This is a genomic window from Haloplanus sp. CK5-1, from assembly GCF_037201915.1.
Lineage (GTDB): Archaea > Halobacteriota > Halobacteria > Halobacteriales > Haloferacaceae > Haloplanus > Haloplanus salilacus.
Window position 1 is genome coordinate 2,267,163 of record NZ_CP147505.1, and the last position, 25,091, is coordinate 2,292,253.

31 protein-coding genes are annotated in these 25,091 nt (G+C 67.0%); 13 read left to right on the plus strand and 18 right to left on the minus strand.

Annotated features, from left to right (window positions below; genetic code table 11):
• A complete protein-coding gene (locus NBT81_RS12005; RefSeq protein ID WP_338738834.1) occupies positions 1-1,071 on the minus strand; it encodes a monovalent cation/H+ antiporter subunit E in 1,071 nt (356 codons plus the stop codon).
• Positions 1,072-1,194: 123 nt separating this feature from the next.
• Positions 1,195-2,364: a bifunctional phosphopantothenoylcysteine decarboxylase/phosphopantothenate--cysteine ligase CoaBC gene (gene coaBC, locus NBT81_RS12010; RefSeq protein ID WP_338738836.1), complete on the minus strand. Its 1,170-nt coding sequence runs from the start codon at positions 2,362-2,364 to the stop codon at positions 1,195-1,197.
• A gap of 116 nt (positions 2,365-2,480) precedes the next feature.
• On the opposite strand from coaBC, the gene NBT81_RS12015 reads away from it, so the two are divergent.
• Complete coding sequence (locus NBT81_RS12015) at positions 2,481-3,017, plus strand: SRPBCC family protein (RefSeq protein ID WP_338738838.1); 537 nt, start codon at positions 2,481-2,483, stop codon at positions 3,015-3,017.
• A 262-nt stretch (positions 3,018-3,279) separates the two neighbouring features.
• Here NBT81_RS12015 and gatA read toward each other — a convergent pair whose 3' ends face one another.
• Both gatA and gatC read right to left on the minus strand, forming a co-directional pair.
• Positions 3,280-4,557, minus strand: a complete 1,278-nt coding sequence (gene gatA, locus NBT81_RS12020; protein ID WP_338738840.1) for an Asp-tRNA(Asn)/Glu-tRNA(Gln) amidotransferase subunit GatA — start codon at positions 4,555-4,557, stop codon at positions 3,280-3,282.
• Entirely contained in the window at positions 4,554-4,832 is a 279-nt protein-coding gene (gatC, locus tag NBT81_RS12025; RefSeq protein ID WP_338738842.1) for an Asp-tRNA(Asn)/Glu-tRNA(Gln) amidotransferase subunit GatC, read from the minus strand. Before gatC ends, gatA begins: the two co-directional genes overlap by 4 nt.
• 109 nt (positions 4,833-4,941) lie before the next feature.
• Between gatC and trpB the strand changes: the two genes are divergently transcribed.
• The 4 genes from trpB to NBT81_RS12045 all read left to right on the plus strand — a co-directional run bounded on the left by trpB (position 4,942) and on the right by NBT81_RS12045 (position 8,293).
• Positions 4,942-6,093: a tryptophan synthase subunit beta gene (gene trpB / locus NBT81_RS12030; RefSeq protein WP_338738844.1), complete on the plus strand. Its 1,152-nt coding sequence runs from the start codon at positions 4,942-4,944 to the stop codon at positions 6,091-6,093.
• A gap of 386 nt (positions 6,094-6,479) precedes the next feature.
• Positions 6,480-6,929 (plus strand): heme-binding protein, encoded by a 450-nt coding sequence (locus NBT81_RS12035; protein ID WP_338738846.1) that lies wholly within the window; start codon positions 6,480-6,482, stop codon positions 6,927-6,929.
• A 5-nt stretch (positions 6,930-6,934) separates the two neighbouring features.
• Complete coding sequence (locus NBT81_RS12040) at positions 6,935-8,092, plus strand: glutathione-independent formaldehyde dehydrogenase (protein ID WP_338742555.1); 1,158 nt, start codon at positions 6,935-6,937, stop codon at positions 8,090-8,092.
• A 45-nt stretch (positions 8,093-8,137) separates the two neighbouring features.
• Positions 8,138-8,293 carry a hypothetical protein gene (locus NBT81_RS12045; RefSeq protein ID WP_338738848.1) on the plus strand — a complete coding sequence of 52 codons (156 nt, stop codon included), beginning with the start codon at positions 8,138-8,140 and terminating at the stop codon, positions 8,291-8,293.
• On the opposite strand, the gene NBT81_RS12050 is transcribed toward NBT81_RS12045, so the two are convergent.
• A complete protein-coding gene (locus tag NBT81_RS12050) occupies positions 8,290-9,390 on the minus strand; it encodes a CobW family GTP-binding protein (protein WP_338738850.1) in 1,101 nt (366 codons plus the stop codon). The two genes, NBT81_RS12045 and NBT81_RS12050, sit on opposite strands and share 4 nt — an antisense overlap.
• A 119-nt stretch (positions 9,391-9,509) precedes the next feature.
• On the opposite strand from NBT81_RS12050, the gene NBT81_RS12055 reads away from it, so the two are divergent.
• Complete coding sequence (locus NBT81_RS12055; RefSeq protein WP_338738852.1) at positions 9,510-10,499, plus strand: transcription initiation factor IIB; 990 nt, start codon at positions 9,510-9,512, stop codon at positions 10,497-10,499.
• Here NBT81_RS12055 and NBT81_RS12060 read toward each other — a convergent pair.
• Complete coding sequence (locus NBT81_RS12060; protein WP_338738854.1) at positions 10,496-10,642, minus strand: hypothetical protein; 147 nt, start codon at positions 10,640-10,642, stop codon at positions 10,496-10,498. The two genes, NBT81_RS12055 and NBT81_RS12060, sit on opposite strands and share 4 nt — an antisense overlap.
• Before the next feature lie 88 nt (positions 10,643-10,730).
• Between NBT81_RS12060 and NBT81_RS12065 the strand changes: the two genes are divergently transcribed.
• A complete protein-coding gene (locus tag NBT81_RS12065) occupies positions 10,731-11,207 on the plus strand; it encodes an NUDIX hydrolase (RefSeq protein ID WP_338738856.1) in 477 nt (158 codons plus the stop codon).
• A 3-nt stretch (positions 11,208-11,210) separates the two neighbouring features.
• Here NBT81_RS12065 and NBT81_RS12070 read toward each other — a convergent pair whose 3' ends face one another.
• Positions 11,211-12,299, minus strand: coding sequence for an asparagine synthase C-terminal domain-containing protein (locus tag NBT81_RS12070; RefSeq protein ID WP_338742556.1), 1,089 nt, complete (start codon positions 12,297-12,299; stop codon positions 11,211-11,213).
• Positions 12,299-12,982, minus strand: coding sequence for a PHP domain-containing protein (locus NBT81_RS12075; RefSeq protein ID WP_338738857.1), 684 nt, complete (start codon positions 12,980-12,982; stop codon positions 12,299-12,301). Before NBT81_RS12075 ends, NBT81_RS12070 begins: the two co-directional genes overlap by 1 nt.
• Before the next feature lie 95 nt (positions 12,983-13,077).
• Here NBT81_RS12075 and purL point away from each other — a divergent pair, with 95 nt between their 5' ends.
• Complete coding sequence (gene purL, locus NBT81_RS12080; protein WP_338738859.1) at positions 13,078-15,198, plus strand: phosphoribosylformylglycinamidine synthase subunit PurL; 2,121 nt, start codon at positions 13,078-13,080, stop codon at positions 15,196-15,198.
• Here the strand turns inward: purL and NBT81_RS12085 are convergent, their stop codons facing one another.
• Positions 15,199-15,363: a DUF7550 family protein gene (locus tag NBT81_RS12085; protein ID WP_338738861.1), complete on the minus strand. Its 165-nt coding sequence runs from the start codon at positions 15,361-15,363 to the stop codon at positions 15,199-15,201.
• 124 nt (positions 15,364-15,487) lie between these two features.
• Between NBT81_RS12085 and hisF the strand changes: the two genes are divergently transcribed.
• Positions 15,488-16,303, plus strand: a complete 816-nt coding sequence (hisF, locus tag NBT81_RS12090; protein ID WP_338738863.1) for an imidazole glycerol phosphate synthase subunit HisF — start codon at positions 15,488-15,490, stop codon at positions 16,301-16,303.
• Here the strand turns inward: hisF and NBT81_RS12095 are convergent.
• From NBT81_RS12095 to NBT81_RS12105, 3 genes are all read right to left on the minus strand, one after another.
• Positions 16,300-16,581: a DNA-directed RNA polymerase subunit L gene (locus tag NBT81_RS12095; protein ID WP_338738865.1), complete on the minus strand. Its 282-nt coding sequence runs from the start codon at positions 16,579-16,581 to the stop codon at positions 16,300-16,302. The genes hisF and NBT81_RS12095 overlap by 4 nt on opposite strands.
• A 321-nt stretch (positions 16,582-16,902) precedes the next feature.
• On the minus strand, positions 16,903-17,529 hold the full coding sequence (locus NBT81_RS12100; protein WP_338738867.1) for a uracil-DNA glycosylase family protein: 627 nt from the start codon (positions 17,527-17,529) through the stop codon (positions 16,903-16,905).
• Between the two features lie 31 nt (positions 17,530-17,560).
• Positions 17,561-18,031: a DUF5793 family protein gene (locus tag NBT81_RS12105; protein WP_338738869.1), complete on the minus strand. Its 471-nt coding sequence runs from the start codon at positions 18,029-18,031 to the stop codon at positions 17,561-17,563.
• Positions 18,032-18,139: 108 nt separating this feature from the next.
• Between NBT81_RS12105 and NBT81_RS12110 the strand changes: the two genes are divergently transcribed.
• A complete protein-coding gene (locus NBT81_RS12110; protein WP_338738871.1) occupies positions 18,140-18,670 on the plus strand; it encodes a DUF7549 family protein in 531 nt (176 codons plus the stop codon).
• A 262-nt stretch (positions 18,671-18,932) separates the two neighbouring features.
• On the opposite strand, the gene NBT81_RS12115 is transcribed toward NBT81_RS12110, so the two are convergent.
• Positions 18,933-19,892: a pentapeptide repeat-containing protein gene (locus NBT81_RS12115; RefSeq protein WP_338738873.1), complete on the minus strand. Its 960-nt coding sequence runs from the start codon at positions 19,890-19,892 to the stop codon at positions 18,933-18,935.
• Between the two features lie 320 nt (positions 19,893-20,212).
• Between NBT81_RS12115 and NBT81_RS12120 the strand changes: the two genes are divergently transcribed.
• Together NBT81_RS12120 and NBT81_RS12125 are read left to right on the plus strand one after the other, a co-directional pair.
• A complete protein-coding gene (locus NBT81_RS12120) occupies positions 20,213-20,530 on the plus strand; it encodes a transcription factor S (protein ID WP_338738875.1) in 318 nt (105 codons plus the stop codon).
• Positions 20,531-20,574: 44 nt separating this feature from the next.
• The gene (locus NBT81_RS12125) at positions 20,575-21,156 is read left to right on the plus strand and encodes a hypothetical protein (RefSeq protein WP_338738877.1); all 582 of its coding nucleotides are present in this window, start codon (positions 20,575-20,577) and stop codon (positions 21,154-21,156) included.
• A 1-nt stretch (position 21,157) separates the two neighbouring features.
• Here NBT81_RS12125 and NBT81_RS12130 read toward each other — a convergent pair whose 3' ends face one another.
• From NBT81_RS12130 to NBT81_RS12145, 4 genes are read right to left on the minus strand one after another with little or no spacing between them, the layout of a single operon-like run.
• Positions 21,158-21,487, minus strand: a complete 330-nt coding sequence (locus NBT81_RS12130) for a peptide ABC transporter ATP-binding protein (protein ID WP_338738879.1) — start codon at positions 21,485-21,487, stop codon at positions 21,158-21,160.
• Positions 21,484-21,720, minus strand: a complete 237-nt coding sequence (locus NBT81_RS12135) for a hypothetical protein (protein ID WP_338738881.1) — start codon at positions 21,718-21,720, stop codon at positions 21,484-21,486. The genes NBT81_RS12130 and NBT81_RS12135 overlap by 4 nt, the downstream gene beginning before the upstream one ends.
• A gap of 37 nt (positions 21,721-21,757) precedes the next feature.
• Positions 21,758-22,486 carry a methyltransferase gene (locus tag NBT81_RS12140; protein ID WP_338738883.1) on the minus strand — a complete coding sequence of 243 codons (729 nt, stop codon included), beginning with the start codon at positions 22,484-22,486 and terminating at the stop codon, positions 21,758-21,760.
• On the minus strand, positions 22,483-22,872 hold the full coding sequence (locus NBT81_RS12145) for a nascent polypeptide-associated complex protein (RefSeq protein ID WP_338738885.1): 390 nt from the start codon (positions 22,870-22,872) through the stop codon (positions 22,483-22,485). Before NBT81_RS12145 ends, NBT81_RS12140 begins: the two co-directional genes overlap by 4 nt.
• 275 nt (positions 22,873-23,147) lie before the next feature.
• On the opposite strand from NBT81_RS12145, the gene NBT81_RS12150 reads away from it, so the two are divergent.
• Positions 23,148-23,633: a hypothetical protein gene (locus tag NBT81_RS12150; RefSeq protein WP_338738887.1), complete on the plus strand. Its 486-nt coding sequence runs from the start codon at positions 23,148-23,150 to the stop codon at positions 23,631-23,633.
• 95 nt (positions 23,634-23,728) lie between these two features.
• On the opposite strand, the gene NBT81_RS12155 is transcribed toward NBT81_RS12150, so the two are convergent.
• Positions 23,729-25,081, minus strand: a complete 1,353-nt coding sequence (locus NBT81_RS12155; protein WP_338738141.1) for an IS4 family transposase — start codon at positions 25,079-25,081, stop codon at positions 23,729-23,731.
• Positions 25,082-25,091: the final 10 nt, after the last annotated feature.

A 25,091-nucleotide genomic window follows, 5' to 3' on the forward strand; every position in this document is an offset into this window, starting at 1 on the left:
TCAGGCCTCCCCTCCGTCGTCGTCGCGGCGTTCGAGCGGCGAGGGAATGCGTGACGACTCGCGGCCGTAGAAGACGAACCTGACGAGGCGTTCGAGTGTCCCCTCCATGAGGTCGTCCTCGGCGTCGGGGATGAGCGCGTGGACGACGAACTGCTGGCGGCTCACGTCGATGGTGAGTGTGCCCGGCGTCAGCGTGATCGAGTTGGCGAGCGTCGTGACGGGCATGTCGCCCCACACCGCGGCGTCGAACTCGACGACCCGCGGATCGATCGGGAGTCGCGGGTGGAGGACGACGTAGGCGAGTGCGACGTTCGCCTTCGCGATCTCCCAGAGGAGGATCGGGACGTACGCCCCGAACCGGAGTAGCGTGTAGCCGACCTCGCGGACGGCCGGCACCCCGTTCTTCATGGCCACGCCCGCGAGCGTGAGCGTGACGACGCCGGCCGTGGCAACCCCCGTGACCAGTTCGTACGGGTCCGTGACGTGCCAGCCACCGAGCGCGAAATAAAAGAGGAGGGAGGACGCGAACACGACGGAAAACTCCGCCAGACCGATGTCGGTGAGCGGCAGGCTCCGTCGCGTCTCACGGGTGACCGGTGCCTCCAGCACGTCGAAGCCGCGGTCGGCGAGCTCCGTTTCGAAGGAGCGCAACAGCGGTGCGCTCCCACCGGGCCGAAAGGACGGATCGACGACGATCCGCCCGACGCCGTTGGCGTCCGCGTAGCGGCCGATCACGTCGGCGAAGTCGCTCGGACTGAAGACGTACTCGTTGGTGCCGACGACGGTCGACTCGAACGCAACCGTCGCCGGGGTGTCCTCGCCGAGGAGTTCGTCGATGTCCTCCTCGCCCCAGAGGAGCGTCCGTTCGAGCAGTGACTCCGCGGCGTCGACGTTGGCGCGCTCCGTCTCGAAACTCCGCCAGCGAGCGGGGTAGACGAAGTGGACGGTCGCGCTCCCGCCGGCTTCGACGGCCGCCTCGTGGGCACGCTCGACGGCGTAGGTCACCGTCCGTCTGAGCGTCTCCGACCGACCCACTGGGACGAGCACGTCCCGCTCGTGGTTATCCCCCATCGGGCTGTCGAGCTCCGGCGGTTCGAGCAGTGGCTCCCCCGATCATACGTGTCATCGTGTAGCGTCCGGTTCCGCTCCCATAACTATTGCTATCCGTCCCGGTTTCCCGGCGTCCCGGGGCGATCAGTCGAGGGCTGCAGCCAGACGGTCGGCGACGCGCGCGCCCAACCCCCCCTTCGAGCCCTCGTACGTCGTCACCGCGTCGTCGCGGACCACCAACGCACGGGTCCGGTCGTCACCCATCACGGACGCGTCGTTGGCGACGACGAAGTCGAGGCCGACCCGGTCGAGGAGCGCCCTCGCACGGGCGGTCATGGCGTCGTCGTCGCCCTCGGTCTCGGCTTTGAACCCGACCATCGCGAGGTCTGGCGCGCCCTCCCGAACCCGGTCGAGGAGTTTCGGCGTGGGTTCGAGGTCGAGCGTCACCGACTCGCCGGAGCGTATCTTCTCGGTCGCCGTCTCGACGGTGAAATCGCCGATGGCGGCGGCGGAGACGAGGGCGTCGGCCCCAGCGCTCCCCTCCCCCTCGACCGCACGCTCGACGGCGGCGAGCATCTCCGTCGCGCTCTCGACGGGCCGCACGTCCGCGTAGTGGACGTCGGGGCCGTCGTGGACGAGCGTCACGTCCGCCCCGCGGACGTGGCAGGCCCGGGCGACCGCCCGCCCGGTCCGGCCCGAGGCACGGTTCGAGAGCGTCCGGATCGGGTCGATCGACTCCGTGGTTGCACCGCTCGTGACGACGACGTGCCGGCCGTCGAGGGGTGACGGAGTCGTCGCCCGTGCGACCGCCGTGACGATGGCGTCCTCGCTCGCTATCTTCGCCTTCCCCTCCTCGATCCGGGGATCGACGAAGTCGACGCCCCAGGACTCGACGCGGTCGATGGCGTCCAACACCCCGGGGTGGTCGTACATGGGTTCGTGCATGGCGGGTGCGACCACCACTGGGAGGCCGGCCCCGAGCGCCGTCGTCGCACACGTCGTCACGGGCGTGTCGTCGACGGCTGCCGCGACCTTGCCGACCGTGTTCGCGGTGGCGGGGGCGATCAACAGGACGTCGGCCCAGCCGTCCCGCCCGCAGAGGGCGACGTGTTCGACCCCGCCCGTGATCTCCGTGACCGGGCCGCGGTCGGTGGCGAACTCCACGGCCCACGGGTGGACGATCCCTCGGGCGCTCTCGGTCATGACGCCCCGGACCGCCGCACCCTGCCGTCGGAGCTCGTGGGCGAGTTCCACCGCCTTCACCGCCGCGATGCTCCCGGTGATCCCGAGGGCGACGTTCGTACCGTCGAGCATTCGTCCGCATGTTCGCGCCGAGGGTCTTAAGCCCCGGTCGTCGGGGCAGGACCGACGGGGTGACGGACGTTCGCGTCCCGCGGAACGTTTACGCCGACGCCGTCCAACCGTGGCGTGTGGACCGCATCCACGTCAGCACGGTCGTCCGACTCCCGCCGCCGGAGGTGTACGAGTTCCTCGAGGACTTCCCACGGTACGCCCGCTACTCGGAGTACCTGACCGGCGTGACCGCCGACGGCGACGGCTCCCCGGGGACCCACTACCGCCTGCAGTTCGCGTGGTGGAAACTCACCTACACCGCCCACACGGAGGTGACCGACACCGACCCGCCGAGGCGACTCGACTGGCGCGTGACCGAGGACGTCGACGCCAGCGGCCGGTGGCGGATCGAACCGCTCGACTCCGATCCGTCGGCGCCGGCCGACGACGGCCCGGCCTGTCGTGTTCACCTCGAAGTCACGTTCGACGCCGACTCGGTCGGCGGCGGCATCGTCGACCTGCCGCGGTTCGTCTCGCTCGACTGGGTCGTCGACCGGGTGAAACCGATCCTCGTCGAGGAGGCAGAACGGGTCGTCGAGCGAATCGTCGCCGACGTTGAGGGGGAGCGCCGGGAGGTCGACCTCGTCGTCCACGAGGTTCCCGGTGACCTCTGACCGGCGGTCGTGAGCCACGACCCGCGGCGAACGGGCCGTGGTCGGGGATCATTATCAGCGGTGAAAGTCGGGGCCGTAACGTTATATCGCCGCGGTCCCCCTGTCACAGTGGGCTTTCCGATCCGATGTCGGCACGGCGAGGATCCGCCGTACCGGCACGGCGTGGCTCCGGGGGGAACGCGCCGCCCGTCGGGTCGGAAGCCCGCCGCGTATGACGACCCCTACCCTGTCCTCACCCCTCTCCGAACGGAACCCGACTTCGTCACGCCGACGACTCGACGGCGCTCGCGGCCCGGATGATCGTTCGCTCGCCGAAGGCCGGCCCGATCAACTGTAGCCCGACGGGGAGGCCGTCGGCCCGGCCCGCGGGAACGCTGATGGCGGGCAGGTTGGCGAGGTTCACCGGCACCGTGTTGGCGTCGGCGAGGTACATCTGGAGCGGGTCGTCGAGACTCTCGCCGAGTTCGAAGGGGAGGACCGGCATCGTCGGCGACGCCAAGACGTCGGCCTCGGAGAGCGCCTCGTCGAAGTCCTGCTTGACCCACGCACGGGCGTCCTGTGCCTTGGCGTAGTACTTGTCGTGGTAGCCGGCGGAGAGGGCGTACGTCCCGAGGAGGATGCGGCGCTTGACCTCGTCGCCGAACCCCTCCTCGCGGACGGCCGCGAACGACTCGTTCCAGTTGCCCTCGGCGTCGGTGTCGGGACCGTAGCGGACGCCGTCGAACCGGGCGAGGTTCGAGGAGGCCTCGGACATGGCGATGACGTAGTAGGCCTGCACGGCTCGCTCGACGGAGGGGAGGCTCACCTCGTGGGTCTCGGCGCCCTGGGCTTCGAGGTCGTCGAGGGTCTCGTGGAACCGGTCGACCACCCGCTCGTCGGCCCCCTCGATCAGTTCCGTCGGGACGCCGATCGAGAGGCCCTGAACGTCCCCGTCGGCGGCGTCGGCGTACTCCGCGTCGGCGCCCTCCTCGTGGGTCGTCGCGTCGCGGTCGTCGGGGCCGGCGATCACCTCGAGGACCTCGGCGGCCTCCTCGACCGTCGGGGCCAGCGGGCCGATCTGTTCGAGCGAGTTGGCGTAGGCGACCAACCCGTAGCGAGACACCAGCCCGTAGGTGGGCTTGATGCCGACGACGCCACAGAACGCCGCCGGACAGCGGACCGATCCGCCGGTGTCGCTCCCGAGGGCGGCGTCGGCCTCGCCGGCGGCGACGGCCGCGGCACTTCCCCCCGACGAACCACCGGGGACGCGGTCCCCGTCGACCGGGTTCGTCGTCGGCCCGAACGCCGACGTCTCCGTCGTCGTCCCCATGCCGAACTCGTCCATGTTCGTCTTGCCGACGAGCGTCGCACCGGCCGACTTGAGGCGTTCGACGACCGTCGCGTCGTACGGCGGAACGTAGTCGGCGAGCATCTCGGACCCGCAGGTCGTCCGGACCCCCTCGGTCGAGATGTTGTCCTTGACTGCGACCGTTCGGCCGGCGAGTGGCCCCTCGTCGGCTCCCGGAATCGTCTCCTCGGTGATGAACGCGTCGTGGCTCATGAGACGCTCGGCCCCTCGAAGTAGCCGTCCTCGGTCGCCGGCGCGTTCTTCAGGGCTTCCTCCTGGGTCAGTCCGTCGCGCACCTCGTCGGCCCGCATGACGTTCACGAGGTCGGCCTCGGGATCGACCTCAGGCACGTCGTCGAGGGCGTCGAAGTACGAGAGGATGTCGGCGAACTGTCCGGCGAACTGGTCCACCTCCTCGTCGTCTAGGTCGATCCGGGCGAGGTCGGCGACGTGGCGGACCTCGTCGGCGTCGACGGGCGTCTCGCTCATGTTACTCGGGACTTCCGGCCCGGCACTAAGGGTTTCGGTCCACCGGTCGGCCGCCCGGGCGAGGGGCGGCCAGCATAGTTTATATACTCCGGGTGAGCATCGATCGTCCATGGCCGACGGTACCTTCGACGGCTACGGTGGTCGTCACGTCCCCGAGATGCTCGAAGAACCCCTCGAACACCTCGCGAACGCCTACGACGAGGTGGCGAGCACCGACTCGTTCCGGGCGGACCTCCGTGACCTCTTGGAGACGTTCGCCGGGCGACCCACGCCCGTGTACTACGCCGGGAACCTCAGCGAACGCTACGGTGCCGACATCTACCTCAAACGGGAGGACCTGCTCCACGGTGGCGCCCACAAGATCAACAACACGCTCGGGCAGGGGCTTCTCGCGAAACGGGCGGGCAAAGACCGTCTCATCGCCGAAACCGGTGCCGGACAGCACGGCACGGCGACGGCGATGGTCGGTGCCCTCCTCGATCTGGACACCGAGATCTACATGGGGAAGAAAGACGTCGAGCGCCAGAAGATGAACGTCTTCCGGATGCGACTGATGGGGGCGACGGTCACCGAGGTGACCCGTGGCGGGGCCGGCCTTGCGGACGCCGTCGACGCCGCGCTGGAGGACATGGCCGAGAACGTAGAGGATACCCACTACCTCGTGGGCAGCGTCGTCGGCCCCGATCCGTTCCCGCGGATGGTTCGGGACTTCCAGTCGGTCATCGGTGAGGAGGCCCGCGAGCAGATCCTCGATCGGACCGGCAGCCTCCCGGACGCGGCGGTCGCCTGTGTCGGCGGCGGGTCGAACGCCATCGGGCTCTTCCACCCTCTCCGCGACGACGACGTCGCATTCTACGGCGCGGAGGGTGGCGGCGAGGGCGAAGGCTCCGGCCGCCACGCCGCCCCGCTCGCCGAGGGCGAGGACGAGGTGATCCACGGGATGAAAACGCGCGTGATCGACGACGGGACCGAGGTTCACTCGGTGTCGGCCGGCCTCGACTACCCGGGTGTCGGTCCGGAGCACGCCATGTTCCGGGCGGCCGGCCGCGCCGAGTACACCGCCGTCACCGACGACGAGGCGCTCGCGGCCTTCCGCGAACTCGCCGAGACGGAGGGTATCATCCCGGCCTTGGAGTCGAGTCACGGCGTCGCGCTGGCGATCGATCTCGCCGAACGGGGCGAACACGACAGCATCCTCGTGAACCTCTCGGGGCGCGGCGACAAGGACATGGAGACGGCTTCGGACCACTTCCACCTGTAGACCGGACGCACCGACGCGCCCGGTCCGTCCCCGCGTCCGGGGGCCGACGCTCGTATCCCCGACGGAACCGCGACTCCGTCGATTCGGACCCACAGAAACTCGGACACCATTTGTTTAGGCTGTCCAAAAACGAGGTATAAGCGGCTCGGACGACTGTTTCGAAGGTGGACAATTTGTAATTAGTTTTGTTTACTCTCAGTTTATCGTCTCGGCCGGAACGAGACGACAATCGTATCGTTCTCTCGAATGAAAACCATTTGTAGCGCACGTACAGGTGCTTAATCGGGGGTTTCTGGGAATAGACACCGATCCCCGTCTGTAACTCGGTTTCTCACACGGAGTAAATACAAATACTTATCCACGCCGGGGACGGATACGTACCCGTAATGGTTCAATCTATCACGCTCGACACTGCGACCGAGTTGATCGACGCCGCCGAACAGAGAGCCGACGAGATCGGCAACCCGATGGTCGTCGCCGTAACGAACAGCGAGGGGAACCTCGTCGCACAGCACCGGATGGACGGCGCGTGGCTGGCGTCCGTCTCGATATCGCGCAACAAGGCCTACACCTCGGCGGCACTCGACATGCCGACCCACGAACTCGCCGAACCGTCCGAGCCCGGTAACTCCCTGTACGGCCTCCAGTCGACCGACGAGGGTCGAATGGTCATCTTCGGCGGCGGCTACCCGCTCCTGAACGACGACGGGAACGTCGTCGGCGCGTTCGGCGTCTCCGGCGGTGCCGTCGAACAGGACATGGAAGTCGCGGAAGCCGGCGTCGCTCACTGGGAGTCGATCCGTAGCGACGACCCCAAGGTCGAGGTGACGAACTGATGTCGATGGACGCCGTCGTCTACAAGGGGCCCCACGACGTCGCCGTCGAGGAGGTCGACGAACCGACGATCGAACACCCCAACGACGTCTTGATCGACATCACGACCTCGTGCATCTGTGGCTCGGACCTTCACATGTACGAGGGTCGGACGGCCGCGGAACCGGGCATCGTCTTCGGGCACGAGAACGTGGGCGTCGTCACCGAGATCGGCGACGCGGTGTCGGATCTGGAGGTGGGAGACCGCGTCGTCGCTCCGTTCAACGTCGCCTGTGGCTTCTGTGAGAACTGCGAGAACGGCAAGACCGGCTTCTGTACGAACGTCAACCCCGGCTTCGCCGGCGGCGCGTACGGCTACGTTGCCATGGGGCCGTACAAGGGCGGCCAAGCGGAAAAGCTCCGCATCCCCTACGCCGACTTCAACGCGCTCCAGTTACCGAAGGGTGACGAACACGAGGACGCGTTCTCGTTGCTCGCCGACGTCTTCCCGACCGGGTGGCACGGGATCGAACTCGCGAACTTCGAACCCGGCGACTCCGTCGCCGTCTACGGCGCGGGGCCGGTCGGGCTGATGGCCGCCTACAGCGCGAAGATCCGGGGGGCCGCCGAGATCTACGTCGTCGACCGCGTCCCGAGTCGCCTCGAACTCGCCGAGGAGCACTGCGACGCGACGACGATCAACTTCGAGGAGGGCGACCCCGTCGAACAGATCAAGGAGATCCACGGTGGCGGGGTCGACTGCGGTGTCGACGCGGTCGGCTACCAGGCCGTCGACTCCGAGAAGGAGGGTGACGGGGCCTACGACCCCGCCCGCGAGAACCCTGCGGTCGTCATCAACAATCTCATCCGGACGGTCAAGCCGACGGGCGAACTCGGTATCCCCGGCCTCTACGTGCCCGAGGACCCTGGCGCGCCGGACGACATGGCCTCACAGGGGCGGATCGGCATCGACTTCGGCCTCCTGTTCGAGAAGGGCCAGGCGCTCGGCACCGGCCAGTGTAACGTCAAGGAGTACAACCGGCAGCTCCGCGACCTGATCGTCGAGGGGCGCGCCGACCCCAGTTGGCTCGTCTCCCACCGGGTCGACCTCTCCGAGGCTCCCGAGATGTACGAGGCCTTCGACGCCCGCGACGAGGGCGTGACGAAGGTGCTGTTGGAGCCGTAACGCTCCGACGACAGCCCTATCACCGCCCGGCGACTTCGCACACCTATGTGCCAGTACTGTAGTTACCGCCTCCACGACGGCTGGACGCAACTCCTGTCATACGACGACACCTACCGGACCGCGACGGCGGTGTCCGAGTCGACCCACGGCTTCCACGAGTCGTGGGACGACCTGCGCGACGACGTCGGCCTCGACGCCTAGGACTTCCGTGGGAAGGGATCGCTCCCGGCTGACGCCGCGTCGGCCGACTCGTCCGCCAAACAGTCGTCCAGCGCCGCCGTCGTCGCGTCGGTATCGAGGCTGCGACCGATGATGACGAGTCGGGTGATGGGATCGTCGGGCCCCCACTCGCCGATGGGTCCGGCCTGGACGGTCGGCCCCGCCTGACTCACGCCGAGGACGGTCTCCGGTCGACTCGTGACCCACGCGAACCCCTTCAGGCGAACGATATCGCCGACCCACTCGTCGAGCCACGCGTCGAACCGATCGGGATCGAACGGCCGCTCCCGGCGATAGACGAACGAACCGACGCCGTGGGCGGCGGCCGCCGGTCGGTCGTCGTGGTCGTGATCGTCGGCTCCGTCACCCTCGGCGAGCGCGCGTTTCCACCCCTGTCGGCGCTTCGCCGCCTCGAAGTCGAACGCGCCGGTGCCGAGGACGGTCTCCGGATCGACCTCGCAGTGGGTCGTCCGGTGGAGCGTCGCCCGTGGCTGGAGTTCCCGGATCGCCGCCTCGACGGCGTCCAGTTCGCCGTCGGGGACCAGGTCGCACTTGTTCAACAGGAGCACGTCGCAGAACTCGATCTGATCGACGAGCACCTCGGTGAGCGGGCGTTCCGGCGTGGGTGCCCCGTCGGGGAGCGACGCCGACGGGTCGAACGCCTTCCAGAACCCGTAGGCGTCGATCACCGAGACGGTCGTGTCGAGGCGAACGCCCGCCGGAGGATCGCCCCCTTCCGTCCCCTCGGTCAGCGTCCGAGCGATCGGAATCGGTTCGCTGATCCCGGAGGCCTCGACGACGAGGTAATCGACGTCTCGCTCCGCGACCAACTCGCTCACCTGGGTCACCAGGTCGTCGCGGAGCCGACAGCAGATACAGCCGTTCGAGAGGTCGATCACGTCGTCGTCGGCCGCTTCCGACAGCAGTTCGGCGTCGACGTTCACCGCTCCCATGTCGTTGACTACGACGGCGATCCGTCGGTCGCCGGGGTCGGTCAGTAACCGATTGACCAGCGTCGTCTTGCCGGCACCCAGCGGACCGCTGACGACCGTCATCGGGATGGCTCCCTCGTCACTCATACCTCTCCACCGAGTCGGGGCAGCGGTATCAACCCCGCGCCCGCGGAAGTCCGTCAGATTTAAATATCTTCGCCCGAGTACTTTCTGTACAGAGCCGTTTTGCTCACCCATACAAACCAATGACCGACAGCGTACGCGGTTACACGACCGAGCGCTCACGCGCGCGCGAGAGCGAGGACGAAACCGAGAGTACCGACGGGGACAGCGAGCAGTTGCGCTGTCCGGAGTGTGGAGGCCAACTCGCCACGGATACGGAACACGGCGAGACGGTATGTGCCGACTGTGGACTCGTCGTCGAGGAGGACGAGATCGACCACGGTCCCGAGTGGCGCGCCTTCGACTCCAAGGAGAAAGACCAGAAATCGCGGGTCGGTGCACCGACGACCCAGATGATGCACGACAAGGGGCTGTCGACCAACATCGGGTGGCAGGACAAGGACGCCTACGGGAAGACCCTCTCGTCGCGCCAGCGCGAGAAGATGCAGCGCCTGCGCACCTGGAACGAGCGGTTCCGCACCCGTGACTCGAAGGAGCGCAACCTCAAGCAGGCGCTCGGCGAGATCGACCGCATGGCGTCGGCGCTGGGCCTCCCCGAGAACGTCCGCGAGACCGCGAGCGTGATCTACCGGCGTGCCCTCGGCGACGACCTCCTCCCCGGTCGGTCGATCGAAGGCGTCGCCACCAGCGCACTCTACGCCGCCGCCCGACAGGCCGGCACTCCCCGATCGCTCGACGAGATTGCCACCGTCTCCCGCGTCGAGAAGGACGAAATCGCCCGCACGTACCGCTACGTCGTCCGCGAACTCGGCCTGGAGATCCAGCCCGCGGACCCCGAGCAGTACGTCCCGCGTTTCGCCTCCGAACTCGAACTCTCGGACGAGTCCGAGCGACGGGCACGAGACCTCCTCAAGACCGCCAAGGAGCAGGGCGTCCACAGCGGCAAGAGCCCGGTCGGTCTCGCCGCCGCTGCCATCTACGCCGCCGCACTCCTCACCAACGAGAAGGTGACCCAGAGCGAGGTCAGCGAGGTGGCCAACATCTCGGAAGTGACCATCCGGAACCGATATCACGAACTGCTCGAAGCCGAAGAGCAGATCCAGGTCCCCTAGCGGCGTTCGACCGTCACCGGCGTGTCTTCCGGCAGGACGACGGTGGGCGTCTCGCCCGACAGATCGACCTCGATGGTTCCGAACTCGCAGTCGACGGGAATCGTGCGGTTCAACCGATCGCTCTTGATGCGGAGGTGACTCATGGTGGAGGGCCGTCGACCGACACCTCTCACACGCCGATAAAAAACGTTCCGTCGGAAGGCCGATACGGTCGGCGTCCGAGCCACGGACATGGAACTGACTCGCCACGTCACCGCGACGGTGTACGTCGTCGCGGACGGTGCGACCGCGCTCCACGAACACCCCGGGCTCGGACTGCGACTCCCGCCCGGCGGTCACGTCGACCGCGGGGAACTCCCACACCAGGCGGCACTCCGAGAGGCCCGGGAAGAGACCGGTCTCGACCCGACGCTCCTGACCGACCACGCCGACGTCCGCTCGGAGACGGCGCGGTCGATCCCTCGCCCCCGACACCTGATGCTCGCGGACGTGAACGTCTGTGACGGCGAGGTCGGCCACCAACACGTCGACCACGTCTTCTACGCGAGGGTCGGGAGCCGGAAGATCGACCCCGATCCGGGCGAACCGGGCCCCGAGGCGTGGACGTGGTACGACCGCGCTACCCTCCGGGAGGCGGACGTCGACGACGACGTACGGGAACTGGGGATCGAAGCCATCGACGCCGCCGACCGCGCGGCCGAACCGTAACCGTCAGCCGTCGACGAGCGACTCGACGTACCGGTCGACGTGACGGTCCATTCGCCGCTTGAATCCCGCCTGTCGGGCGAGGCGATCGAGTTCGCGAGAGACGAGGCTGCCGTACTGGACGGCTTTCTTGTCGGCGTCGACGACGGCGGGCGGGAGGTGGTCGGCCGCGGCCCGCCGGAGGGCGACCTTCCGTCGGTCGTCGGTCGCGAGGAGGTGGTCGGGGAGTCCGAGTGCCGCCTCGACGATGTGGTCGTCGAGGAGGGGGACGACGGGGTCGACGCCGGCGGCCCGGAGTGTGAGGGTGTCGCGTTCGATGCCGTCGGGGAGGGCGTGGAGCGTCTCCCGAACCGCGCCGCGGACGGTCGTCGCGTCGAGGCGGTCGTCGGCCGCGGGGTCGACGACCTTCGCGTACCCGCCGAACAGTTCGTCGGCCCCCTGCCCGAGTGCGAGGCGGTCGAACCCGTCGGCGGCGGCGCGTTCGGCGACTAGATACAGGGGGAGGGCGATGCTCACGCTCATGGCGTCGGTCCGACCGGTCGCGGCGACCACCTCGGGCACCGCGCGTTCCAGATTCGCGTGCGCGAGTTCGACCACCCGGAGGTCCCGATCCATCGCCTCGGCGGCGTCGCGAGCGGCCGCCACGTCGCCCGCGTCGGGGAATCCGGCGACGTAGCAGGGGGCGTCGGGGACACCCGCTGCGACGAGTGCGGAGTCGACGCCGCCGGAGAAGGCGACGGCGAGGCCGTCGTCGTCGACCGCCGTGACCGCCTCGGTGACCGCGCGTTCGACGGCGTCGACGGCGGCGTCGTCGTCGGTCGCGACGGGCGGGTCGGGCAGCGACCAGACGCGGCGGTCGGCCGGGCCGTCGGGTGTCGGTTCCCGGACGTGGCCGGCGGGGACGGGTGTCGGATCGGCGGCGTCGACGGCGGACGGCGCGAACCCCCAGTCCTCAGGGGTGCCAAAGAGGGGACGGCGACCGAGGACGTCGCGGACGAGACGGCCGTCGAGTCGGCCGGCGAACCCGCTCGTTCCCGGGAGCGGGTCGCCAGAATCGAGGGCACGGCGGACCGTCCCGCCGTCGGTACCGCGGATCACAGCAGGTCGCCGAGTGCCCGGAGGACGCGCCGTTTCGCGCCGCCGGCGGCCTGTCGGAAACTGATGTGCCAGGGGGTGCGACGCCCGACGACGCTCGTCCGCCCGGCGGCGACGGCGTCGAGGATGCCCCCGGCCGAGTGTTCGTCCGCGTCGACCTCCGTGGTCGCCTGGCCGACCATCTCGGCGATGTGGGCGTCGCTCCCGGCGGTCATCGGGAGGCCGTGGTCCGCGGCGAAGCGTTCGGCCTTGCGGTTCGCTCGCCCCGTCAGCAGGCGGGAGTTGTAGACCTCGATAGCGTCGGCGGTCGCGAGGGTCTCCTCGGAGATGTGTGCGGCGACGCCGTGGCGCGAGGACTGGAACGGGTGGGGGACGACGGCGATGCCACCGCCGTCGTGGATGCGGTCGAGCGTCTCCTCGAAGGGCAGGCCGGCGGGGACTGCCTCGCGGACGCCGAGCGCGAGGACGTGGCCCGCGGCGGTCGTGATCTCCATGCCGGGGATGCCGATCAGGCCGTAGTCGGGGGCCTTCTCGACGGCATCGAGGCTGGCGTCGATCTCGTCGTGGTCGGTGACGGCAAGCGCGTCGAGGCCGACCGACGCCGCCTGTTCGAGCAGGTGGTCGACGGGGTCGCGGCCGTCGTGCGACAGCGACGAGTGGGTGTGCAACTCGACCGATAACACGGTCGTACCGTCGGACGCGGGCGATAAAAAACACGCCGGTCGGTCGCCGATCACATGGAAAGACATTACCTCCACAGCGCGAAAGACCGAGGTGAATGAGCCTGTCCGATCCGGACCACGACCTCGTCGCCGCCGAACTCGGGCGGGACCCCACGCCCGCCGAGGCGGCGCTCTTCGAGAACCTCTGGAGCGAACACTGCGCCTACCGGTCGTCCCGGCCCCTGCTGTCGGCGTTCGAGAGCGAAGGGGACCAGGTGGTCGTCGGCCCCGGCGACGACGCCGCCGTCGTCGCCCTCCCCACCCACGACCCGGACGGCGAGGAGACGTACGTCGCCGTCGGCATCGAGAGCCACAACCACCCCTCCTACGTCGACCCGTACGACGGTGCGGCGACGGGCGTCGGTGGCATCGTCCGCGACATCCTCTCGATGGGGGCCTACCCCGTCGCCCTGACCGACTCGCTGTACTTCGGCGGCTTCGACCGCGAACACTCCCGCTACCTCTTCGAGGGCGTCGTCGAGGGCATCGCCGACTACGGCAACGCCATCGGCGTCCCGACGGTCGGGGGGAGCGTCGAGTTCGACGACGGCTACGAGGGGAACCCGCTGGTCAACGTCGCCTGCGTCGGCCTCGTCACGCCCGACCGCCTCGTCACGGCCGACGCCAAGACCCCGGGGAACAAACTCGTCCTCGTCGGCAACGCCACCGGCCGCGACGGGTTGGGCGGGGCCTCCTTCGCCAGCGAGGACCTGAGCGAGGACGCCGAGACGGAGGACCGCCCGGCCGTCCAGGTCGGCGACCCCTACACGGAGAAACTGCTGATCGAGGCCAACGAGGCGCTGATCGGCGAGGACCTGATCCGGGCGGCCCGCGACCTGGGCGCGGCCGGACTGGGTGGGGCCTCCAGCGAACTCGTCGCCAAGGGGGGACTGGGCGCGCGGATCGACCTCGACGCGGTCCACCAGCGCGAGCCCAACATGTCGGCTCTGGAAATCCTGCTCGCGGAGTCCCAAGAGCGGATGTGTTACGAGGTGCGCCCCGAAGACGTCGAGCGGGTCGAGGAGATAGCCGACCGCTACGATCTCGGCTGTTCGGTCATCGGGGAGATCCGCGAGGGCAATTACGTTTGCACCTTCGACGACGAGACGGTCGTCGACGTGCCCGCGGCGTTCCTCGCCGACGGAGCGCCGATGAACGACCTGCCGATAGAGGAGCCGACGGCGGCGTCCCGCGACCTGCCCGACCCCGACCTCGTCGAGGCGTTCGAGGCGGTCGTCTCTAGTCCCAACACGGCGAGCAAGGAGTGGGTGTACCGCCAGTACGACCACGAGGTCGGGACGCGGACGGCCCGGCGCCCCGGCGACGACGCGGCGATCATGGCCATCCGCGAGGCTGGGACCGGACTCGCCCTCTCGGCCGGCGCCATCCCGGCGTGGACGGACGCGAACCCTCACGAGGGCGCGCGGGCGGTCGCACTGGAGAACGCCACCAACCTCGCGGCGAAGGGCGCGACGCCGCTCGCGGCCGTCGACTGTCTCAACGGCGGCAATCCGGAGAAGCCGGACGTGTACGGCGGCTTCTCCGCCATCGTCGACGGTCTCGCCGACATGTGTTCGACCCTCGACGTCCCGGTCGTCGGCGGTAACGTCTCGCTGTACAACGACTCGGTCGCCGGTCCCATCCCGCCGACGCCGACGGTGGCCATGCTCGGTACGCGTGAGGGGTACGACGCGCCACCCCTCTCGGTCGCCGGCGAGGGGACCCTCCTCGAAGTGGGGGCACACGGCGGTGCCCTCGGCGGGTCGGAGTACCTGTCGCAGGCGGACGGGAGCGACCGATTCCCGGATCTGCCGGCCGATCCGACGGCGGCCGTCGACGCCGTCGCGACCGTCGCGAACCTGGAGTCGACGCTCGCGACCCACGACGTGAGCCACGGCGGTCTGGCCGTGACGCTCGCGGAGATGGTCGACGACGCGGGCGTGTCGGCGAGCGTCGGGAGCGCCGAGGCGCTGTTCGACGAGACGCCCGGCCGGGTCGTCGTGGAGACGGTCGATCCCGATGCGGTGCGGGCGGCAGCGGGTGAGGTTCCGGTCCGGAAACTCGGGGAGTCGACGACCGAGGCGACGCTCTCGCTTTCGGTTGACGGGAAGACGCTGGACTACGACGCCGGCGAACTGACCGACCTGCGGGCGGTCGTCGAGCGCGAACTGGACTGACTACAGGAGAAGCGGCAGGCCGAACGTGACCGCGAGGCCGACGAGGAGGACGACGGCACCGACGCCGGCCTGCCCGGTCGAGAAGTCCTGCATCGGCGAGGTGACGCGTCCCCCGGCGTCGCCGTGTGGGTTGTGCTCGTGGTCGTCGTGTCCGTGGTCGTCCATACCCCACGGTGGGAAGCCGCGCTACAAAAAGACACCTGAAGCGCGTGAGTACGGCTCCCCGACCCGCCGCTTGGCCGCCACACCGGGCGGCTTTTGACCACCCCCGTCGTAGCCGCGGGCACGGATGGCCGTAACCAAGCGAATCATTCCCTGCATCGACGTGGACGTTGACGACGACGGGGAGCCGGCGGTGTACACGGGCGTCAACTTCGAGGATCTGGAGTACACCGGCGACCCCGTCGAGATGGCACGGGAGTACAACGAGGCGGGAGCCGACGAGTTCGTCTTCCTCGACATCACGGCCAGCGCGGAGGGACGGGAGACGATGCTCGGCGTGGTCGAGGACATCGCCGATCAGGTGTTCATCCCGCTGACGGTGGGCGGCGGGATCCGCACCCGCGAGGACATCAAGGAGACGCTCCGGGCCGGCGCGGACAAGGTGTCGATCAACACCGCCGCCATCCAAAACCCCGAACTCGTCGACGAGGGGGCGGCCGCCTTCGGCAGTCAGTGTATCGTCATCAGCGTCGACGCGAAGCGACGCTACGACGAAGCGGGGGAGTACTACGAGCAGGTCGACGGCGAGTCCTGCTGGTTCGAGTGTACGATCAAGGGCGGCCGCGAGGGGACTGGCGTCGACGTCGTCGAGTGGGCACGCGAGGTCGAATCCCGCGGCGCTGGCGAACTGTTCGTCAACTCCATCGACGCCGACGGCACGAAGGACGGCTACGACATTCCACTGACGAGCGCCGTGTGTGAGAACGTCTCGACGCCGGTCATCGCCTCTTCGGGGTGTGGAAGCCCGGAGGACACCTACGAGGTGTTCACCGAGGCCGGGGCGGACGCCGCGCTGGCGGCCTCTATCTTCCACTTCGACGAGTACACGATCCGCGAGGTGAAGGAGCACCTCGACGAACGGGGCGTTCCGGTTCGGCTCTAAGCGGCCTGAAACGCGGCGCTGAAGTCCTCGGAGAGCTCCTGCACGCGCCGGGAGGCGTCACCCACTGCGTCTAGGGGATCGGTCCCGGATTCGGTCTTGACCGAGAGGATGGGTTCGGTCTGGCCGCCGGACTGTTCGGGGTTCATGTCGTAGGTCGCCGCCACCACGCCCGGCGTCTCCAGCAACGCCCCCTTGAGGACGTTCATGAACGTGTGGTCCTCGCCCGCGATCTCCATGCGAAGTTCCTCGTCGGTCTTCTCGATGACCCGTAGCTCCATACCCCTCGGTACCGCCGGTTCGCGTTTCAAGGTTTCGTATGTGACCGAGACCGACGAACGGGCGACGCCCGGAAGGGGCGTCCCCCGAACGGAGAACGTTGGGGCCACGTGTCGTGGCCCCCTCGACTGACCAAGCCACTGCGAGGAGCACCTGACTCGCAATGTCTGTCGGTACTGTGACGCGTCGGGCGAAGCCCGTCCGCGCCATTTCCAATATTTACATATGTATTTAAAAAGCTGTTGATAGGAAAGATATATACTGCAAATGCCAATATAGAAATCTGTATATCGGACTATCTCCCGAATATTGGGATGTATTGGTCACCGAACAAAATACGGTTCGTCGCCGGCGATGAAGCGCCCGAGGTCGCTCTCGCGACGGTAGTCGGTGTCCCGGAGGGTGTGGATGGCGTCGACGAGTCGATTCGCGTCGTCGCCCTCCCAGTCGGTCGGTTCACGGATCGGTACCACGAGCCACCCGCTCCCCAGTAGTTCCGTCGCGTGGAGGCTCTCGACGTCAAGGTCGGCCGGGTCGCGGGTCGTGTACGTTTCGAGGACGTGCCGGGTCGCACGCTCCCCCACCGGGAAGAGGACGTGTGCGGCGATGGCTCTGAGTTCGGCGTCGAAGAACGGTTCCATCGCGCCGTAGTCGTCGTCGGTCGGGTCGCCGTCGGGGACGCAGGTGTGGAGATAGGAGAGGTAGGTCAGGTCGACGTCGGGGGCGTCGCCGGTCGTCGTCAGAAGTCCAGCGTCGTGAAGCGCCTCTTGGAGTCGGCGACCGGCGACACAGTCGGTAAAGGGGACGCCCGTCTCGGCCCCGCCGTGGACACCGGGGTGGTCGCCGACGACGTGGAAGTGGGCGTTCGCGTCGCCGCATCCGGGGACGAACCGCTCACAGGGTGGCTGCATGCCGAACGGGTTCCGCGTACGGTCGGTGACGTTTCGCACGGCAGAGGGGTACGCACCGAGGAACGTAAACCTAGAGTTCGACGCCGGAGGGGATGAGGCTCTTCGACCGGAGGAGGCTCCCGTTGGCGTCGTAGACGAGGAAGGTGCTCTTCGAGTACGTCGTGAGCGGCTCGCCGTCGATCCGGAGCGTGACGGCGTACTGACCGGTATCGCCGGTCGACTTGCCGTACTCTCGGGCAGCGCGGACGAACCGCAGTACGTCCGAGGCGTCTTCGTTGAGTTCGAGGAGGAAGTCACCGGTGATGCGGTCGGTGACGCCGACGACGCCCGTCGCGTCGGGGTCGTCGAGCGAGTCCTGCAGACGGAACGTCACGTCCGTCTCGGACGCGTCCAACAGGTCGCCGTCCGCACCAGTCAGTCGCTCCGTCAACGTCTCTTTCGGTCCGTCGAAGTCGATGATGACACGGGGTTCGGCCGGGGGGTCGTCGGTGTCCACCCAGTCGACGTTGTGTGCCTCCAGTTCGAAGTGGTCGCGCCTCATTCCGTACCGAACTCTTTGGGTTCAGACGGTATGAACGTAACGCCATCTGGTCCCGCTCGAATCGGGACGCCGATGGGTTTTATCCCGTGGCCACCGTCGGGGGCGTACATGTGGGTTCGGTCGGAGTACGCCGGCGAACTTGCGGTGCTGTCGACGTGGCTGTCGGCGCTGATCCCGTGGACCGTGTCGTACACGTCGGGGATCGGCGGCGGAGCGCTGCTGTTCGTCCGGTTTCCGCTCGTCCAGATCAGGTACAGTTTCGGCGTCCCGCTCGCCAGGGGGATCACCGTCGCAGACCCCCTGTCTGCCGCCGCCTTCCAACAGGGTCAGAGCGTCGCGGTGGCCTACCGGATCTGGATCGTCGGCGCGGCCGTCTTCTCGCTCGCCCTCCTCGTCTCGGTCGTCTACTACCGCCGCGAGGCGTGGGCCGAGTCGTGGTCGGTCGACCCCGTTCGCCTGCTCGGTGCCCTCCTCCTGACGACCGGCGTCGTCCTCGCCGTCGCGACGTCACTCCTCGTGACCCGCGGTTTTCCGGGCGTGCCGATCCCGGTCGGCGTCGGCTTTCTCCTCCTGTTCGGTGTGCTCCTCCTGATCGTCGAGCGGACGGACGGCGAGTCGGAGTCGGATCCGGCGGCGTGAGCGACCCCGATTCGTGGGTCGACGCGTTGCCGGCGACATCAGCGTTCGGTACGCCACTCGACGCTCGTGACCCGTTCACCGAGTCTCCGTCGTCCGTCACCTGCCGCTCGGAGTAACGCGACGCCGCCGAACTGTCTCCCCACACAGTGACCGATCGGTTCCGGCCAGCGACACTACTGCTCTCGACCCACCGGTTTGCCGAGGTGCGACGGACGGTCGGATCGCGGTCGGACGACGGTGAGACGTCACACGTGCCGAATCCTCACTCGGTGTCGAAATCGGCCGGCACGTCAGCCCCTCGAAGGTCGGCACCTCGCAGATCCGCTTCCGCTATGAACGGGTGTCTCGATACGGATTCCTGTGGGAACGCGTTTTCGTTTTCCGTCCGTTCTAACCGTGCTCCACTCAGGGTGGCCCCACGCAGATCCGCCGGACCAGAGCGATAATCCCGGTACGCTGGTTCCGCCGGAGCTTTGCCACTCAGGTTCGCGCCACGCAGATCCGCGTTTCGTAGGTTCGCTCCACGGAGGGACGCGCCGGCCAGAACCGATTGGTGTGGATCGAGCGACGGATTCCCGACGCCGAGGCACGTCTCGGAAAGGGTCACTCCGTTCAGGTTGGCGTTCTGTAAATTTATGCCAGCCAAGTCGGCACCGATCACGGTCGATCCTCGTAAATCGGCCCCTTGTGAGTTGACACGGGTCGGCGGGGCCGTGTCTACCGGAACCGCACTCATATCCGTCTCGTTCATATTGGCACCGCGGACGTCCGCGTCCACCAACCTCGCCGAGTTCAATTCGGCGTCTTTCAGACGACTACCGTTCAGTCGTGTGTTCCGCAGATCGGCGTCCCTGATATCGGCGTTTGAGAGGTCAGAACCTCTCAAATCGGCATATCGAAGGTTGGCACCGAGGAGATTTGCCCCGGTCAAGTCACAGCCGCGCAATGTCGCATACTGGAGGTCGGCAAACCCGAAGTCGCCATCTCTCAGGTTGGCTCCCGATAAATCCGCGCCCGATAGATCAGTCTGTGTTGGTTCTTCTCCGACGGACGGGAGGAGTCCCCCGCTCAAATCCGCGTCCCGGAGGTCGGCACCTCGGAGGTTGGCTTGGCTCAAATCTACCTCCTTCAGTTCTGCACTCCGCAAATTCGCACCCGATAGATCCGCACCCGGTTCGATGTCGGCGGGTTCGACTCGATCACTGTTCGGTATTCCAACCATCGATGGGGGCTATTTTCGAGCACCACATATGTATTTCGACCGTATCTATGTAGGTCACACGTGACGGGCGACCTGGAAGTCACGAGCACCCGGCCGATCGATTCGGAGTGACATCTGTCAACGTGGTCGAGTGTTGGCACCGGTGAACTGGCCGATTTGCCGAGACGTAGAAACACTGTCCCGGACGGCGAGGGACGTGATTTGACCGACCGGGTCGGCACCCAGAGTCGACGCTACGGCGTTGCGAGTTTCGACTGGAGTGGCTCCGACACAGCGAATCCGTGGGTTAAAGACCGTCGACCGTCGGAGTACGAGCCACCATGGAGTTCTGCGACGAATGTGGATCGATGATGCAGGCGGAAGACGAGGTGTGGGTCTGTACGCAGTGTGGACACGAGACGCTCCGGGACGAGGCGGCGGAGGCAGGAATGGTCACCACGCAGGCACAGGAGGAGTCGGAGGTCATCGAGTCGACCGGCGGGTCGAGCGGACTGCCGACGACGAGCGCCAACTGCCCGGAGTGTGACAACGACACCGCACACTGGTACATGCAACAGATCCGTGCGGCCGACGAGTCCGAAACCCGGTTTTTCGTCTGTACAGAGTGCGAACACAAGTGGCGAGAAGACGACCACTGAGCGCGCCGACGAACATATATCCACGGCCACGGGAGGTTCGAAGGATGGTCGCGCCGCCGGCGGTCCCCGACGAACGACTGTCCAACTGGCGACGAGTCGACGACACGACGGAGACGCCGTTCGACGCGGCCGGCGTCACCGTCTCGGCACGGGTCGTGCTCTTCGAGGACGACGACCTCCGGACGGTCGTCCGTGACCGTGCCGGGGTCGACCGGATCTGGCGGTTCTTCCTCGCGGCCCGCCTGTCGGTGTCGCCGGTGCCACCGGTCCCGGGGACGCTTCGCGGACTGGTCGCGACCCGCGCCGGCCGCGACTTCGCCGACCGCCTCGACGCGCGCGGGTTCACCGCCGTCGACCGCGTCGAGCGCCGCTCCCTCCGGATCGGTGACGACGACGCGACCCTGTTTCGCTACGACGCCCGGTGTCACGTCGAGGGCGTGACCCTCTCGGTCGACGGCTGGCTGGCGACGTGGGTGCCCGACCGGGACGTCCGCCTGGCCGGTGGAGCCTACCCGACCGGCGTCGTCGACGCGACCGAACCCGACGCCGCCGCGGCGCTTCGGGACGCGCTCGACCCGACGGCGTTCCGGTCGGAGCTGTTCGAGTTGATCCGCGGGACGGGGTAGATCAGCGTCGCGACAGCGCCGCGAGAAGCAGGCCCCCCGGACTGACGCGGGCGGGGTCGACGCCGAGGGCCCGCGACAGGGGACCGGAGGTGTGGCCCGGTCCCGCCCGCGCCACGCTCCGCCCCCGGACGCGGAGGTCGACGGTCACGTCCGCCGCAGTCAGCCGATCGACGACCGTGTCGGGCGTCGCCGCGAGCGTTCGCGCGGCCGCGAACGTCGGGGCCGAGACGACGACGAGGTCGCCGTACCCTTGGACTGACACCGTCGCGTCCCCGACTTCGACGGTCAGATCGGCTACCACGTCGAGCGGGCGGTCGTCGGCGGTCGTCACTCGTCGGTGTCGTCGTCGTCGGCACGGTCCCGGGTCCGGATGCGAACGGTGCCGTCGAGTCGCCAGCGTGCGTGGTCGGCCTCCGGTCCCATCCGATCGGGTACCCGCACCTCCAAGTCGTCGAACTCGTAGGTAATCTCGGCACCCCGACCGGTGAGCCGTTCGTAGAGGCCGACCGCCAGTTCGGGCCACGTCTGGACGTCGTCGATGTTCGCGCCGCGCTCCCGACTCATACCCCCCGATTCGGCGGCCACGCACTTATACCGTCGGTCAGCGCCGACGCGCGACGGTCAGATACCCCGTGTGACCGACGCCACGGGTGTCCGGCCGGGAGCCGCGGTCGTCGAACTGCATCTCCCGCTGGATGGTCTCTTGGGTCGTCACGTCGTCGAGTCCGGCCGCGCGTGCGGCTTCGACTGCCTCGCGGGACCCCTCGACGAACGGCGAGTAGACGACGGCGAAGCCGCCGCTCACGAGGAGGTCGTCGGCCCGCCGAACGACCGTCGGCGCGTCCGCCGTATCGAGAGTCAGCAGGTCGAAGCCGGGGCCGTCGGCCAGGCTATCGACGTCGTCGGTCACGTCGCCGGTCCGCACGTCGACGGCGTCTGCGACGCCGGCGAGCGTCATGTTCTCCCGGGCGACGTCGGCGAAGTCGGAGTCGACCTCGTAGGTCCGGACCTCCGCCCCGATCCGGCCGAGATAGGCCGCGAGCACGCCCGTTCCGGTGCCGGCGTCGAGGACGCGGTCCTCGGCGGCCGCGCCGGTGAGACCGATCACGAGCCCGACGTCGCGGGGCATCATCGGCGCGCCGGTCCGCTCGAAGTGGTCGAACAGGTCCGGGCCGCGTGGTTCGCGGACGACGAACTCCTCGCCCAGGTGGGTCTCCAGTCGGTCGCCGGGTTCGACGTCGTCGGGGACGGTCAACACGCCGAGGTCGGTCTGGAGTTCCTCGCCGGGCGCGCGGAGGTACTCCCGGTCGCCACGGACCAGTAGGATCACTCCAGTCGGGCGACCGCCGCCGCCAAGTCGCCGTCCGTCGCTTCGAGCGCGTCGCGGGCCGTCTCCTCGTCCACGCTGGCGCGCTGGGCGACGAGCGCGACGTCGCCGGGGTCGGGACCCCCATCGGCGTCGGCGTCGTCCCCGCCGTCGCCGGCTTCGATAGCCGCTGCGCCCGAGCCGGGCTCGCGGCTCTCGGGTTCGCCGACGACCTGGTAGGTCTCCTGGCCCTGCGCGTCCATCCGCGTCACCTGCGCGTCGGAGAAGACGAGTTCCTCGTCGGCCGTCCGGATGACGACCTCTTCGGCATCGAGTTCGGTCACGTCGATGCCCATCTGTTCCATCATCTGTTTCATCTTTCGCGGATTCATGCCGCCGCCACCAAACATGGGTCGTGACTGGGGGTCGTGACGGCAAAAGGATGGCGAAGGGGCGATGGCGGTTCGGGTCCGTCCGACCGAGAACTGTGACCTGTGTCAAATACCGCATGATTTCGTTGCTGCCCATCTGGGGAGAAGAATCGGCAAGCGACTGAGATCGCTCGATGTATTCGGCTAACTCATCTTTCTTTATAAGCCGATGTTTCTACCCCTGACACAGATGGATAAGGGCCGTCTCTGCGGGACAAAATTTATGAGAATTTCAAGAAAATGTGGGTCTGGATATGAAAGATTCATCAAATGAGCAAAAGGTCCAGAGCCGATATTTTCCCTCAGTGGAAGAAATGGTTTCACAATGTGATGAATATAAAACATATTCCGACGATAGACTCAACCGGATCTCGACGCTGGTTCGGACGGCGGACACATGTCTCCAAGGGCTGAAGACAGAGGTCGCAACTCACACTGCAGCAGAATCGGCCTCGAAAATAAAACCGATACTGTATGATACTGAAAAAGTTTTGAAAAGTCTACAATCGGAGCTACGGAAAGTACAGGCTCGAATCCATCCTAATGTTGAAATTGAGAGTACCATTGAGTCGGCTCTGTCGCAAACGAACTCCCGGCTAGCCGAGGATCTGGAAGCTGCCTTTGAGGAAATCAGCACGATGTATGGCGAAAATATACGAGCATCACTCAGCTCGGGAGATCATGGGACGCGAACAGTAGATGCAATCGTAGCCAATAAGATCAATGAAAAATTGGAGTAGTGGAATGAGCATCAACACCCTCTCGGTTCTGGGTCCACGCTCTATATCTTGCACCGGTCCACCTGCCAATACGTGAGGTGGGCATCTGTTCTAGTTTAGTGGCGGTCAAAGCCGAACTCACCTCGTTCAACCTGCTCACGTAACCGATCTCTGTGTGGATTTGGATTTCGTGCCACCCATAACAACAGCTCGTCCAGATCTGGCAGTTCGTAGCCCAACTCGACCATGAGGTACAGCTGGATCAGATGAGCGTGGCGTTCGACGGCTAGCGAACAGCGACGGCGGGGGAGCCGCGACGCCGACGAGTCGGCGTCTTCGGCGGCTTCGGCCTCTCGTTGTCTTGCCTCAAGCGACCGTAACTCATCCACGATTACACGACTCATCAGCAGCGAAATTGCCGCCATGATGATCAGCGCCTCGATGATGTAGGCGTCGGTCGTGTTGATCTCATCCAAGCCGAACCGCGACTTCAGCTCCTTGAACAGCAGTTCGACCTCCCAGCGCGCCCGATAGAGCTGCGCAATATCGGGCGCGCTATAGTCGTCTTTGCCGAGATTCGTCAGGTAGAGGTGGTACTCTTCGGTCTCCTCGTTGCGCAGGCCGACCAGTCGAAACGTCCGGGTCGCGCTGGCGCCCGACCCTCCCTTGCGCTCGAATGAGAGCGTGATGCGGACGTCGATCTCCTGTCGCTGCAGGTCGTCGAGGACGGCCTGCAGCGACTCCCCTTCGAGTGGGATACTGTTGCCCCGCCACGTCCGCAGTTCTTCGACGATCTCGAAGTTCGCGTTTTCCTTGACGCGGGAGACGAACCAGCCGCCGTTCTGGTCGATGCGGTCGAACAGCCAGAAGTCGTAGAAGCCCAAATCGAGCAGTATGAGGGCGTCAGCTACCCACTCTCCGGTGGGTAGCTGACTCCGGTCGTGAGTAGTTCCGTCGGTTGTACGGAACCGGGTTGGAAGGCCGGTGGAGAGTGACTCTGTGAGGTGGAGCTTCAGTTCAGCCTGGTCTTCGCCAGTTGCTGCGTAGATATCAGCGGCGTCCTGGTACAGCGAAACGATAGTTGCGTCGGCAATGAGGACGTCTCGAAAGCGTTCGAGACGTCCGTTCAACTCGGCTCGTCCGGTATCGAGATTTTCGATGGCGTCATCGAGAATCTCTCGAAGGAGTGCAACGAAACCCGGTTCGAACCAGTCGTGGAACGCCGCGTAAGAGAGTTCCTCGCAGTCAGCCATCTCGACGTAGCGTTCGAGAAATGCCTGGAGAGAGCGGTCTGATCCAGCGGCGAAACCGAACGAGAGCGTGTAGAATAGCGCAACGATGTCGAACTTCCGCTCTCGTTCGACAAGTGATGTTGCGCGAGCGCGCTCGCGCAACTCGTCGGAGGGAAACGCTCTTTGAATCCGGTCAACAATCACCGAATCCGGTGGGGTATAGGTCACACTTCCCACCGGATTCCTC

Excerpts from the sequence above, each read along its gene's own strand:
- NBT81_RS12055 (WP_338738852.1), top strand. The coding sequence starts at position 9,510 with ATGACCGACAGCGTACGCGGTTACACGACCGAGCGCTCACGCGCGCGC.
- NBT81_RS12120 (WP_338738875.1), top strand. The coding sequence starts at position 20,213 with ATGGAGTTCTGCGACGAATGTGGATCGATGATGCAGGCGGAAGACGAG.
- gatC (WP_338738842.1), bottom strand. The coding sequence starts at position 4,832 with ATGAGCGAGACGCCCGTCGACGCCGACGAGGTCCGCCACGTCGCCGAC.
- NBT81_RS12035 (WP_338738846.1), top strand. The coding sequence starts at position 6,480 with ATGGTTCAATCTATCACGCTCGACACTGCGACCGAGTTGATCGACGCC.
- NBT81_RS12045 (WP_338738848.1), top strand. The coding sequence starts at position 8,138 with ATGTGCCAGTACTGTAGTTACCGCCTCCACGACGGCTGGACGCAACTC.
- NBT81_RS12060 (WP_338738854.1), bottom strand. The coding sequence starts at position 10,642 with ATGAGTCACCTCCGCATCAAGAGCGATCGGTTGAACCGCACGATTCCC.
- NBT81_RS12110 (WP_338738871.1), top strand. The coding sequence starts at position 18,140 with ATGTGGGTTCGGTCGGAGTACGCCGGCGAACTTGCGGTGCTGTCGACG.
- NBT81_RS12135 (WP_338738881.1), bottom strand. The coding sequence starts at position 21,720 with ATGAGTCGGGAGCGCGGCGCGAACATCGACGACGTCCAGACGTGGCCC.
- NBT81_RS12085 (WP_338738861.1), bottom strand. The coding sequence starts at position 15,363 with ATGGACGACCACGGACACGACGACCACGAGCACAACCCACACGGCGAC.
- gatA (WP_338738840.1), bottom strand. The coding sequence starts at position 4,557 with ATGAGCCACGACGCGTTCATCACCGAGGAGACGATTCCGGGAGCCGAC.
- NBT81_RS12105 (WP_338738869.1), bottom strand. The coding sequence starts at position 18,031 with ATGAGGCGCGACCACTTCGAACTGGAGGCACACAACGTCGACTGGGTG.
- NBT81_RS12150 (WP_338738887.1), top strand. The coding sequence starts at position 23,148 with ATGAAAGATTCATCAAATGAGCAAAAGGTCCAGAGCCGATATTTTCCC.
- NBT81_RS12005 (WP_338738834.1), bottom strand. The coding sequence starts at position 1,071 with ATGGGGGATAACCACGAGCGGGACGTGCTCGTCCCAGTGGGTCGGTCG.
- NBT81_RS12040 (WP_338742555.1), top strand. The coding sequence starts at position 6,935 with ATGGACGCCGTCGTCTACAAGGGGCCCCACGACGTCGCCGTCGAGGAG.
- NBT81_RS12115 (WP_338738873.1), bottom strand. The coding sequence starts at position 19,892 with ATGGTTGGAATACCGAACAGTGATCGAGTCGAACCCGCCGACATCGAA.
- NBT81_RS12125 (WP_338738877.1), top strand. The coding sequence starts at position 20,575 with ATGGTCGCGCCGCCGGCGGTCCCCGACGAACGACTGTCCAACTGGCGA.
- NBT81_RS12050 (WP_338738850.1), bottom strand. The coding sequence starts at position 9,390 with ATGAGTGACGAGGGAGCCATCCCGATGACGGTCGTCAGCGGTCCGCTG.
- purL (WP_338738859.1), top strand. The coding sequence starts at position 13,078 with ATGAGCCTGTCCGATCCGGACCACGACCTCGTCGCCGCCGAACTCGGG.
- hisF (WP_338738863.1), top strand. The coding sequence starts at position 15,488 with ATGGCCGTAACCAAGCGAATCATTCCCTGCATCGACGTGGACGTTGAC.
- NBT81_RS12145 (WP_338738885.1), bottom strand. The coding sequence starts at position 22,872 with ATGTTTGGTGGCGGCGGCATGAATCCGCGAAAGATGAAACAGATGATG.
- coaBC (WP_338738836.1), bottom strand. The coding sequence starts at position 2,364 with ATGCTCGACGGTACGAACGTCGCCCTCGGGATCACCGGGAGCATCGCG.
- trpB (WP_338738844.1), top strand. The coding sequence starts at position 4,942 with ATGGCCGACGGTACCTTCGACGGCTACGGTGGTCGTCACGTCCCCGAG.
- NBT81_RS12095 (WP_338738865.1), bottom strand. The coding sequence starts at position 16,581 with ATGGAGCTACGGGTCATCGAGAAGACCGACGAGGAACTTCGCATGGAG.
- NBT81_RS12065 (WP_338738856.1), top strand. The coding sequence starts at position 10,731 with ATGGAACTGACTCGCCACGTCACCGCGACGGTGTACGTCGTCGCGGAC.